Below are 12,037 nucleotides of genomic sequence, written 5' to 3' on the forward strand. Positions count from 1 at the left end.
TTAATTATCCTATGAGCTTATCTTAATTGAACATTTTTAAATTGAACAGAAAATTTATCATAAAAAAAGCACTGTCTATGCAGTGCTTTTTTTCTTTACTGAAGGGTGATTTTGTTACTCAATAAATCAGTAAGATCTTTTTTTGAATAGCCACGCGAAATAAGAACTTTTTTGATTCCGCGGATTACATCTTCATCTGATGCCTTTTGTAAAGCCTCGATCAACTGATCGTTAGTCTTACATGAACAATCATTTTCAACACAAGCAATTTGATTTTTATGCTCGTTCTGCTGCGAATCTGATGAAAACAGCTTTTGCCAAAAACTCATAGAGCCTTCATTTGCAACCAAAGATAGGTCGAAATATAGTCGATTTAAAATTTAATGCAAGTTTGTAATCGTGATTTAAGGCACATTTTAAAATAAATATTTCGATGATAAACCTAAAGTTTAACGAAATTATGACATTGAAAAATTAAATTATACTTTATTTATATGATTTTTAAGTGAAATTCAAAAAGCATAAAAAATGGACAGTGTAAGAACTGTCCATTTAGTAAGAAATAAATTGTTTAAATTTTCTCTAAAAGAACGCCTGACTCGACATGGTGGGTATAAGGAAATTGATCGAACAGCGCAAATTTAGTGATTTTATGAGTTTCCGATAAGATCTTTAAATTGTCGTGCAAAGTATCTGGATTGCATGAAATATAAATAATACGGTTAAAGCGTTGAAGCAGCTTCAAGGTATCATCATCAATGCCTGCACGAGGTGGATCTACAAATACAGTATCGAAGTCATAACTTTGAATATCAATATTGGCTTCTTGTAAACGTCTAAACTCACGTTCTGCATTGAATGCTAAGGTAAAATCTTCAGCTGAAAGGCGAGCAACTTGAATATTATTAATTTGATTTTGCTCAATATTCCATTGCGCTGCATAAACTGATGATTTAGCCAGTTCCGTTGCTAGAACGCGATTAAACTTTAGCGATAATGGAAGGGTAAAATTACCATTACCGCAATAAAGCTCTAAAAGATCTTTATCACTGGTTTGAGCTGCATTACATGCCCACTCCAGCATTTTTTGACAAACTTGCGCATTAGGTTGCGTGAAGCTACTTTCAATTTGCTTATATTTGAATTTACGGTCAAATACTTTTAATTCTTCAACTACATATTCATCCGTCAATACAATTTTTTGACCACGGCTGCGACCAATAATCTTAATATTGAGTTTTGAAGATAAATTTTTTGCTAGTTGTTCCCAGTCTTGATCAAGCGGACAACGATAAATCAATGAAACCAGCATTTCACCGTTCAACGTAGAAAGAAAATGTACTTCAAACAGACGCTTAGAGAGCACTGCATTTGATTTTAGTTCAGACAGGAGAACTGGCATTAAATCATTAATAGATTTATCCGCGATTGGAAACTCATCAACACGTACAACTTTCTTTTGAATACCATCTTCCGCGCGTTCAAACATGGCATAAAACATATCATCTTCTGTATGCCAAATACGGAACTCAGCTCGCATACGGAAATGTTTTTCAGGAGATGAAAAAACTTCTAGTTCAGGTGGTTGATATTCAGCAAATTGATTGCGGATACGTTCAATTTTTGCATCAAGTTGTTGTTGATAAATAGAAGTCATAAAAATCTAAAAAAACTAGCACAAAGCAGAGTGAATGGTAGCAAATAATAAGCCAACATTCTTCTAAATCTTTGTGCTGTTGTGACTATCTTTTGGTGAGGTGCTCAACTAAGTAGTCGATGAACACACGTACAGCTGGTAATAAACCACGGCGAGAAGGGTAAACCACATGAAAAATACCGTGTGGTGCATTCCAGTTAGGCAGAACCTTAACAAGACGCCCATCTTTAATATAATCTTCAACAATACTGTCTGGGAGTAATGCTACCCCACAATTGTCACTTGCAAGTTGTGCAAGCATAAGTAAGTCAGAGCCCATCACGACTGGACTCACTTTGACTTTAATCGATTTGTTGTTTGAATCATGTAGTACGAGTTGTTGATCAGTATGTTCATCAACCATACTTAATATTCGATGATTTGAGAGTTCTTCAGGTTTTTTGATAGATCCAAATTCATTGAGATAAGCCTGGCTGGCGAAAAGATGTTGTTCAATATTTTCAAATTTTCGAATGACCAAACTTGGGTCATCATCCAAACTTGAGCGAACACGAAGCGCTAAATCAATTCCTTCATTGATGATATCGACACGTCGATTAGTAACCATCAATTGAACTTTGATTTCAGGATACTGCTTAAGGAAATTTGGCAGTATTTTGGTCATATCATGCTGAGCAATTGATACGGGTAAACTGACACGAATTAAGCCTCTTGGTTGTTCACTTAAATGATCTACCAAATCATGAGCAGATTGGGCAGCATTCATCATTACTTGCGCATGGCGATAAATGTTCATCCCAATATCAGTGACAGCAAAATGACGTGAACTACGTTGAATAAGCCTTACACCGAGATTTTCTTCTAAATTATAAACACGTCGACTCAATTTTGATTTGGGAATGTCAGTTGCTCGCTCGGCAGCGCTAAAACCACCATGTTCGACAACAAGGGCAAAGCAATAAAAATCATCTAAATCTGAAAGCATGTAGTCATTCCATATATGCGACGTTTTGTTAAAAAATACATTATTGTTCTGAATAGTCAATTGAGTTGCTGTGTTTTCTCTAAAATCTAAGGTTGTTATATGTAGTAATGAATAAAGAGGGCTATTTAAAAATCTAAAAGCAATGGTTAAACTTATGTTTTATAGCACGTAATACTTAAGGTTGACATGGCTTATACAACAATTGAACTTCAAGATCCTCAAGAAAATGTACAGTGCCCGCATTGTCAACACGCTGTTATCGACTGGAATGAAGAGCAATATATTCAACCTTGTGATCATACATTGTTTATTGCTATGGACTTGGGATTTGAATTTATTTCAGATGAATTTGAAGCAACTATGCCTCGCACAGTAGATGAAATTCATGCAGATGATGAAAACTCGGATGTGTTTACTGAGATTACACGTTCTGATTTAGCTCAGTTTAAAATTTATAAAGTTGCATTGGGTGTCGAAAACCTCAATCGTTATATTGGTTTCCAATCATAATTTTTTTAATCACACGCATATGGTGAAAAGACTTGGAGTTACCTTGAGTCTTTTAATTTCATTGTATTTTGATATTGATTGCAAAGTTCTAAGTTTGTGTTAATTCATGATAAGTTCAATGCTTTGCATAAAGAAATCACGGCTATTATAAAATGCACTTATGGCTATAAACATCTGATCTACTTTTGGATTGGTTCGTGTTTTATCGATCAACTTCACCTTAGATCCAAGTGAATTCTATCTAACCCACTTGGATTTCAGCATTAGGATGACTCAACCTGCTTTTTTTAGGGGTTGCAATTAAATATGCTAATGTCAAAGGACCGAGACGACCCGCAAACATCAGTATCATGAGCATATATAAACTTGCAGGTTGTAATTCTGAAGTAATACCTCTAGATAATCCGACTGTACAAGCCGCGGAAACAGCTTCAAATAGTAAATCTAGAAAACGTTTATTAGGCTCTAAAATTAATAGCGTAAAGAAACCAATGAAAATGAGCATAGCAGTTATGCTAATGACCGCAAGAGCTTTATAGGTGACCGTTGCGGCAATCGAGTGTTTAAAAACAGTGACTTCGTCAGCTCGTCTCAAAAACGTGATCACACTCAATACAACAATAATAAATGTACCTACTTTAATACCACCAGCAGTACTTAAAGATCCGCCTCCAATAAACATTAATAGCATAGTCACCAAGGTTGCTGGATCACTCATACTGGCCATATCAATACTATTAAATCCAGAGGATCGTGGTACTGTGGCATGAAACCAAGCATTTAATGCTTGGTCTCCAATTGACATTGGGGCGAGGGTCAATGGATTATTTGCTTCTAAACACCAAATCATAATAAAGGCAAATAGATTGAGTCCCGCGATAGTAGAAAGAATCAGTTTGCTGTTGGTTGAGAGTTTTTTCCACTTATGAGCGCGTTTGATATCCATAAGTACCACAAAACCTATTCCACCAATGATATACAACATGCTGATGGTCAGAGTTACAGCATATTGGCCTGAAAAACTCATTAAACTGTCTGGAAAAAGAGAGAAACCACCATTATTAAATGCTGAGATACTGTAAAAGGCTGCATAAAACAGGGCATCACTAAAATCGTAGTATTGAAGCCACGTAAATGTCAGGATGAATGTTCCAATCCCTTCGAAAAATAGAGAATACAATAAGACGGCTTTAACAGTGAACGAGGCCCTTGCTAAACTGGTTTGACCAATTGTTTCTTGAGCCATCACTTGTTGCTTTAAACCAAGTTTAGTGGAAAGGCTCAAAGCAGCCAAAATTGCGAAAGTCATGAATCCTAAGCCACCACATTGGATGAGTAGCATAATGATGAATTGACCAAAAGTCGTATATGCCTCGCCAATATTGACCACAGAAAGTCCCGTAATTGTCACAGCAGACGTGGCGGTAAATAAGGCTTCTAGCCAAGAGACATTTCCTTCGTGTGCAAAGGGAAGTTTTAGCAGTAATGTTCCAATGATAATAAAACTGAGAAAGCCCAAAGCAAGCAAACTTGGTGGACTCAAATTAATACTTTGCGTTTTTTTATTGATCAATTGATCATAAAATTTCATCATTTCGAAATAAATCTCGATGAGAGTTTACGTAGAAGATTGACAGGACCTTCAACAATTAAAATGTCATTTTTTTGCAGCAATGTACCAGGTGCGATGTCATAAATTACATGTGTGCCACGTTGTAATAGTAATGTTTGTACGCCGTCGCTGTGCTCCATGATATCTTTAAATTCTACACCTTGTAGTTTTTCACTCACTTCCACTTTGACAATATAACGGTCATCATTCAACGCCATATAGCGTCTAACCATTGGGTAGCTTAATGATTGTGCAACGCGAATACCCATGTCTTCTTCTGGATGAATAATTTGACCAATACCGAGATGCGTCAAAATCATATGATGGGCTTTCGATTTTGCTTTTACTAGGATTTTTTCTACGCCTAAATTTTTAAGGTTGAGGACACATAGAATACTGGCCTCAATATCTTCTCCAATTGCGACAACGACGGCATCGCAATTCTGTACATTCAGTTCTCGAAGTACATGTTCATCTGTGGCATCGGCGATGACAGCATGACTGATGTTATCAGAGATATTTTCAACGTATTTTTTTTCAGTATCGATTCCAATCACATCATGTTTTAATTGAGTGAGTTCTAATGCAACTGTACCACCAAAGCTGCCTAAGCCAATTACTGCAAATAGCGCCATTGAATATCCTAAAATTTTAAAGATCAGAAAGTAATGATTTGATTTTAATTTCGCTTTGAGTGAGTTTATCTTGTTGATCTGAGTTGATTCAATTCATTTGTTGAGGATTATTTATGATCACTATAAAAATAGTAAATCGTAATTGAAATCAATGTCCATGAAAGTGCTAAGTAAATATAAGTTAAATGAATATGATCGATCATAAAGTTAGCATGAACGAAACTTGTCATGAGCACAATTGCCATCATATATATCAACGTCATACGATAACGATAAATAGGTGCTAATCCCAACATGATATAGGGGAGTGCTGCATAACCTAAAAAAATAAAAACTTCGAGGGATTTGCTTAAGGTGGTAACTTCAGGATATAGATATTTCGAAATAAACAGAAGTGCGGAAAAGATGATCCACATGAGAAAAGGAATTACTACAAAACTGAACCATATTTGCATGATTTATCTTAATATCTAAAATTTTAAAGTGATCGTTTTTTCTATCTTTCGATTTTAATTGTATATCAATTATTGAATTAAAAAAGCCTGTCAAAATGACAGGCTGTATTGATTTTATTTGAGGAAACGTTGATAACCAAGATTATTGGTAATTTCTTCGTATGGATAATTGATACTTTCTAACGTTTCAACTAAACCATCAGGGTTTTGTTGTGCATCTTCAGCTTCGAGTCCAACCAATACACGACCTTCAGCCGCACCATGATTACGATAATGGAACAGGGTAATGTTATGCGTTGGACCAAGACGTTCCAAGAATGTTAATAATGCACCTGGACGTTCAGGAAATTCAACGCGGAATAAACGTTCATTTTCAATATCAGCATGACCACCGATCAGGTAGCGAATATGTAATTTGGCAACTTCATCGTCAGATAAGTCATCCACATCATACTGAAACTTTAATGTCTCGAATATTTCTTGACGTTCTTTTTCGCCGCTTTTTAAACTAATTCCAACAAATACTTGCGCTGCAGTCGCACTACTTGCACGGTAGTTGAATTCAGTAATATTTCGACCTTGAAGGGCACGACAGAAATTGAGGAATGCACCTTTTTGTTCAGGAATCGTGACAGCAAAAATAGCTTCTTTACGTTCACCTAATTCAGTTCGTTCTGCAATATAACGTAAACGGTCAAAGTTCATATTTGCACCGCATACAATTGAAACGATGTTTTTACCTTCTAAGCCGTGCTCAGCCACATATTTTTTAATCCCTGCAAGTGCCATCGCACCTGACGGCTCAACAATACTACGGCATTCATCATAGGTGTCTTTAATTGCTGCGCATATTTCATCAGTATTCACAAGAACAACTTCTGGTTCTACGATTGGACCTGAATTGTCAGATTTTTGCAGACGAATCACTTCAAAAGGTTTTTCACCGATTTGCGCCACGGCTGTACCATCGGCGAATAAACCAACTGAAGGCAGAATCACACGTTCATTTGCTTCTAAAGCAGCTTTTAAACAAGCTGACTCGTCATATTCCACAGGAATAACTTTGACATGCGGTGCTACATCACCAAGGTAAGCAGCAACACCTGCAATCAAGCCTCCACCACCAACGGCAACAAATACATAATCCACATCTCGCCATTGACGTAAAATTTCATTGGCAATTGTACCTTGACCAGCCATAACGAGTTCATCATCATAAGGCGGAATAAAAGTCATTCCTTCTTCTTGCGCACGTTGAATTGCGTATTTATTTGCGATGTCAAAAGAATCACCATGAAGTACGACTTCACCACCCAAACGCTTTACAGCTTGGACTTTAATGTCTGGTGTTGTCTTAGGCATCACAATAATCGCGCGAATTCCTAATTTTTTTCCTGAGAGTGCTACACCTTGAGCATGGTTACCAGCAGAAGCGGTAATGACACCTCGTTCTAGTTGAGCTTTAGGAAGTTGGCTGATTCTGTTATAGGCACCGCGGAGTTTGAAGGAGAATACGGGTTGTAGGTCTTCACGTTTAAAACGAATATTATTGTTAAGACGTTCACTAATTCGTGGTGCCGCTTCGAGTGGGGTTTCGATAGCAACGTCGTATACCGTTGCTTGTAAAATTTGTCGAACCAAACGAGACAGCATGTTAATTTTCCATCTAACAGTTTAAAATAGGCGCTTATTGTAACAAACCATAAGGCTTAGCGGTTTAAAATAACTGCAAAAGTCCAAATTAGTTGAGTGAAGTCATGAGTCTATATGCAACCCAAGATGAGAAAAAACAAGCAGCAGCACAAGCAGCTTTAAAACACTTACCGAAAGGGGGCATTTTAGGCGTAGGCACAGGCAGTACTGTTAACTTTTTGATTGATTTACTTCCTGAACTTCAATTAGAAGCTGCAGTTGCAAGTTCGGAAGCGACTGCGCAGCGTTTGAAGAAGCTGGGTATTGAAGTGGTAGATATGAACTCAGTGGGTGGTCTTGATGCATATGTAGATGGTGCAGATGAGATTGATCGTCATATGCACATGATCAAAGGTGGTGGTGCCGCATTGACACGTGAAAAAATCGTGGCATCGATTGCAAAAAAATTCGTCTGTATCGTAGATGATTCTAAATGGGTAGATCAGCTGGGGCGTGATTTTCCACTTCCTGTTGAAGTGATTCCAATGGCACGTTCTGCTGTTGCTCGTAAAATTGTTTCTTTAGGTGGCGACCCAGCGTACCGTGAAGGTGTAGTGACCGACAATGGTAACGTGATTTTAGACGTGCATAACTTAAATATCTTAAATGCCCTTGAGCTTGAAAAAACATTGAATGATATTCCTGGTGTGGTATGCAACGGTATCTTTGCTTTGAATAAAGCAGACATTGCGATCGTTGCGACCAACAATGGTATTGAAGAGCGTACAGCGGTTTAATTTTAACTCCTTGACGAGCTAATGTCCCCCAAATCCCTCTTTTAAATAGAAGGGCTTTTCTTCCCCCTTTCTTAAAGGGGGATTGAGGGGGATTTAATAATTAAAGAATAACAATGACTTTATCCGATCTTCCTGATATTGAAATCACCAAAAGTATTCGATCGAAAAGACTACGTCTACGTATAGATGGAACGTCAATTCGTGTGACTGCGCCATGGTTTTGTACCCATAAACAAATACAACAGTTTGTTCAAGATTCAGAAGCTTGGATTGTTCAAACTTGGCGGGCACAACAAAGTAAAATTCAACAAATTGATCGCGTTTTACCTTTATCTTTACAGTTATTTAATTTAGAAAATCCTATTCAAATTCAATATATTCAGCAGAAATTCAACTATAAGTTTGATTCAGTGATGAATGAGCTGTGTGTGAGTGATCGTCAGCCTGAACAATATTTAAAAGCCTTTGTTATTGATTATGCTAAACAGCATCTGCCTGTATATCTGGCTCAAGTATCTGATCAGTGTGGTTTAGCTTATCATGGCTGTAAGATTCGTCAGCCAAAAACGCGGTGGGGAAGTTGTACTGCACGTCATGACATTATGTTGAATAGTGCTTTGGTGCTTTTTTCTCAGGAAATAACACGCTATGTTTGTGTGCATGAATTAGCACATACAAAGCATTTTGATCACAGTGCTCAGTTTTGGGCGGAAGTGGCGAAGTATGATCCAGATTTTAAACTTAACCGAAAAAAATTAAAAATAACGCCGTTGCCATATTGGTGGATGCATAATTAATTATTATGCTGGGATTGCTTTATCGATATTAAAAAATCAATTGTTTAGCGCTAGTCAATTAGTCTGATCTGGCGACTGGTATTCTAAATTTTGGCTATCATGACTGCTCTGTTTGGTTAGTTTGTCTCTAGTATGCTCATAAGACGAATTGGTGTGTGTTTTTTGATTCTAATTTTGTCTGTACCTGCTTTAATGCTTTATAGCATCCTCATATATATTCTACTTAACCCGAGTAATCCTATTCACTATCATTGGACGAATTATTTATCGCTTTTTGGCGGGGCTATAGCGTGGTTGATATTATTGATCATGGCAACTTTATGGATAAATCAAAAAAGGATTTCTAAATTGCTTTCCGTGAGTGGAGGGTTATGTTCGGTATGGGGAGTAACTCCTTTTGTTGTGAAACAGGATCCGATCGTATTTGTTGCTCTCCCAGGGTTTATATTTGCACTGTATTTATGCTATTTGAGTTGGCAAGAAAATCAATGAAGTCACATGATAGACTTTATTAGATGCTTAACAGAGCCATCTAAATTATTAAACTTACAAAATAACAGCATTCCCATATGAAAGGGTTCAGAAAGTCATAAGTTCCTGTCATACTACTGCCTGTAACGAATACAGTCATTTAGAGGTAGATATCGTGATTTCAGTTGGTATTGTTGGTGGTACAGGATATACAGGCGTTGAACTTTTGCGTCTTTTGCTGCGACACCCAAATGTTCAAGTGAAAGCATTGACTTCTCGTACTGAGGCTGGTCGTCGTGTCGATGATATGTTTCCAAGTTTACGTGGTCATACCGATCTAGAGTTTTCAGATTTAAGCTTAGATTTATTAAAGTCATGCGATGTTGTTTTTTTTGCGACACCACATGGTGTAGCGATGAAACACGCTGAAGAATTAGTAGCAGCGAATACAAAAGTAATCGATTTAGCCGCTGACTTTCGTTTGCAGAATTTAGCGCAATTTGAAAAATGGTACGGTATGGAGCATGCTTGTCCAGATCTACTTAAAAATTCAGTGTATGGGCTTTCTGAGCTCAATCGTGAAAAAATTAAACAAGCTCAAGTGATTGGTAATCCTGGTTGTTATCCAACGACAGTTCAAATTGGTTTGGCGCCTGTACTGAGATCTTCAGAAGTATTGGTAAAACCTGAAAGTATTATTATTGATGCAAAATCTGGTGTATCTGGAGCTGGACGCAAAGCAAGTTTAGGCATGATCTATACTGAAAATGCTGATAACTTCAAAGCCTACGGTGTTGCAGGGCATCGTCATCATCCTGAAATTGTTGAAGCGCTTGAAAATATATCAGGACAGAAAGGTGTATTTGACAATATCCTTTTTGTTCCACATTTGGTGCCGATGATCCGCGGCATGTTATCTACAATTTATGTCGATTTAACAGAAGCAGGTCAGCAAGCCGATTTTCAAGCAATTTACGAACAGTTCTACCAAAACGAGCAGTTTGTTGATGTTATGCCGGCAGGAAGTTCACCAGAAACTCGTTCTGTTCGTGGATCAAATGATTTACGTATTGCGTTGTATAAACCACAACCAACAAAGTTAGTCATTTTAGTTGCCCAAGATAACCTGGTGAAAGGTGCAGCAGGACAAGCTGTTCAAAACATGAATTTAATGTTTGGATTTGCGGAAAATGCAGGCCTTAACGTGATTGGTTTATTACCATAAAAAACCTTTTTTGACTTCACACACATTTAACTTTGCAGTTAAATGTGTGTTTTGATTTTATAAATTAGAGATGACGATGCAAAACTCAGAATCAAATAATACGTCACAGCATAAAGATGAAAAAAATATCGGTTTTTTTCAATCGAATAAACCCCTTATGGCGGGTGGGATCATCTTATGTGCAGGCAGTTTACTTCTGGGCTATACGATTGGTCATCGTCAAGGTCTAACTGTAGTTGGTTATGATGCTGACGCGGAACAATTGGTTGAAGTTGTCGAAAAACAAAAAAAAGAATTATCTGAGCTGAATAAGAAATTAAATACCTCAGTTCAAGAACGTGATGTTGCTGTAACTAACTCAAACGATATGTATGCTGCATTAAATCAAGCCAACGCTGAAAAACTTCAAATTGAAGGTCAGAGTGCGATTTTCCGAGAAGTGCTGAGACAACGTGGTGGATTGAGTTTAACAGTGCAAAATTTAGCTGTTAAGTCGCTTCCAGAAAATGTATATGAGTATCAGGTTGATTTAGTTCAAGTCAGTCCGAATAAACGTAAAGCATCTGGTGAAATTGAAATCAGATTAATTCAAGGTACGGAAGTCTTGGTTGTTCCAATTTCAGAAAAATCATTCAATTTCGACCATTATCAGCGATTAACTGGTCGTTGGACGATGCCAAAAGGCTTTACGCCCCAATTTATTGAAATCCGTGTAAAAGGCTCAAGTGCTCAAACCAAGCGCTTTAGTTGGCAACGTGGTGAAGCAATCGAATCAACTGCTGCATTTGCAGCTGAAGTACCGCAAGCTGCGGCAAATTCTCAATAATAGATTATAGAGTGCTATGCGAAGTAATAAACGTCATAAATGTCTCAATGACATTAAATTATCATTTCAACAATCTGGATTGGTGGATTGGCACTTCAATCCACGATTGAGTGATGCACAAAATGATGAAGCCGATGGCGATTTAGCTGTAGCAACAGCACCACCGCAATTTAAGCGACCTCCCTTATACAATGTGGTATTGTTGAATGATGATTACACGCCAATGGATTTTGTAATTGAAATTTTACAACAATACTTTGCATTGAATCTTGACCAAGCTACCGAAGTAATGCTAACAGTACATTATCAAGGGAAAGGTATCGCAGGTGTCTATCCTAGAGACATTGCTGAAACCAAGGCGAATCAAGTCAACAATTATGCGCGCTCTCAAAGTCATCCATTGCTTTGCCAGATCGAGCCACAAGAATAAGGGGA

At 37.4% G+C, this 12,037-nt stretch carries 13 protein-coding genes; 6 read left to right on the top strand and 7 right to left on the bottom strand.

From position 1 onward, the window contains the following. Positions 1 to 95 precede the first annotated feature (95 nt). The 3 genes from AC1M9J_RS02760 to AC1M9J_RS02770 all read right to left on the bottom strand — a co-directional run bounded on the left by AC1M9J_RS02760 (position 96) and on the right by AC1M9J_RS02770 (position 2,642). On the bottom strand, positions 96 to 329 hold the full coding sequence (locus tag AC1M9J_RS02760; protein WP_035263705.1) for a hypothetical protein: 234 nt from the start codon (positions 327 to 329) through the stop codon (positions 96 to 98). A 242-nt stretch (positions 330 to 571) separates the two neighbouring features. After that, entirely contained in the window at positions 572 to 1,657 is a 1,086-nt protein-coding gene (trmA, locus tag AC1M9J_RS02765) for a tRNA (uridine(54)-C5)-methyltransferase TrmA (RefSeq protein ID WP_481951830.1), read from the bottom strand. Between the two features lie 85 nt (positions 1,658 to 1,742). Further along, on the bottom strand, positions 1,743 to 2,642 hold the full coding sequence (locus AC1M9J_RS02770; protein ID WP_481951831.1) for a LysR family transcriptional regulator: 900 nt from the start codon (positions 2,640 to 2,642) through the stop codon (positions 1,743 to 1,745). A gap of 186 nt (positions 2,643 to 2,828) precedes the next feature. On the opposite strand from AC1M9J_RS02770, the gene AC1M9J_RS02775 reads away from it, so the two are divergent. Continuing rightward, positions 2,829 to 3,152, top strand: coding sequence for a hypothetical protein (locus AC1M9J_RS02775; RefSeq protein ID WP_481592687.1), 324 nt, complete (start codon positions 2,829 to 2,831; stop codon positions 3,150 to 3,152). A gap of 241 nt (positions 3,153 to 3,393) precedes the next feature. On the opposite strand, the gene AC1M9J_RS02780 is transcribed toward AC1M9J_RS02775, so the two are convergent. The 4 genes from AC1M9J_RS02780 to ilvA form a co-directional block, all read right to left on the bottom strand. After that, positions 3,394 to 4,743 (bottom strand): TrkH family potassium uptake protein, encoded by a 1,350-nt coding sequence (locus AC1M9J_RS02780; RefSeq protein WP_481951920.1) that lies wholly within the window; start codon positions 4,741 to 4,743, stop codon positions 3,394 to 3,396. Next, entirely contained in the window at positions 4,743 to 5,399 is a 657-nt protein-coding gene (locus tag AC1M9J_RS02785; protein ID WP_092766365.1) for a potassium channel family protein, read from the bottom strand. Before AC1M9J_RS02785 ends, AC1M9J_RS02780 begins: the two co-directional genes overlap by 1 nt. 107 nt (positions 5,400 to 5,506) lie before the next feature. Next, positions 5,507 to 5,854 carry a hypothetical protein gene (locus AC1M9J_RS02790; protein WP_481587510.1) on the bottom strand — a complete coding sequence of 116 codons (348 nt, stop codon included), beginning with the start codon at positions 5,852 to 5,854 and terminating at the stop codon, positions 5,507 to 5,509. Positions 5,855 to 5,968: 114 nt separating this feature from the next. Beyond that, positions 5,969 to 7,507, bottom strand: a complete 1,539-nt coding sequence (gene ilvA, locus AC1M9J_RS02795; protein ID WP_481595349.1) for a threonine ammonia-lyase, biosynthetic — start codon at positions 7,505 to 7,507, stop codon at positions 5,969 to 5,971. Between the two features lie 104 nt (positions 7,508 to 7,611). Between ilvA and rpiA the strand changes: the two genes are divergently transcribed. The 5 genes from rpiA (at position 7,612) to clpS (ending at position 12,032) form a co-directional block, all read left to right on the top strand. Then, the gene (gene rpiA, locus AC1M9J_RS02800; protein WP_035263693.1) at positions 7,612 to 8,283 is read left to right on the top strand and encodes a ribose-5-phosphate isomerase RpiA; all 672 of its coding nucleotides are present in this window, start codon (positions 7,612 to 7,614) and stop codon (positions 8,281 to 8,283) included. Between the two features lie 113 nt (positions 8,284 to 8,396). Then, entirely contained in the window at positions 8,397 to 9,080 is a 684-nt protein-coding gene (locus tag AC1M9J_RS02805) for a M48 family metallopeptidase (protein WP_481595348.1), read from the top strand. 646 nt (positions 9,081 to 9,726) lie between these two features. Then, a complete protein-coding gene (argC, locus tag AC1M9J_RS02810; RefSeq protein ID WP_481595347.1) occupies positions 9,727 to 10,776 on the top strand; it encodes an N-acetyl-gamma-glutamyl-phosphate reductase in 1,050 nt (349 codons plus the stop codon). A gap of 76 nt (positions 10,777 to 10,852) precedes the next feature. Further along, a complete protein-coding gene (locus tag AC1M9J_RS02815) occupies positions 10,853 to 11,602 on the top strand; it encodes a DUF6776 family protein (protein ID WP_481595346.1) in 750 nt (249 codons plus the stop codon). 16 nt (positions 11,603 to 11,618) lie between these two features. Further along, a complete protein-coding gene (gene clpS / locus AC1M9J_RS02820; protein WP_035263688.1) occupies positions 11,619 to 12,032 on the top strand; it encodes an ATP-dependent Clp protease adapter ClpS in 414 nt (137 codons plus the stop codon). The last annotated feature ends 5 nt before the right edge of the window (positions 12,033 to 12,037 follow it).

The sequence above is a fragment of the Acinetobacter sp. ANC_7588 genome (assembly GCF_056783995.1).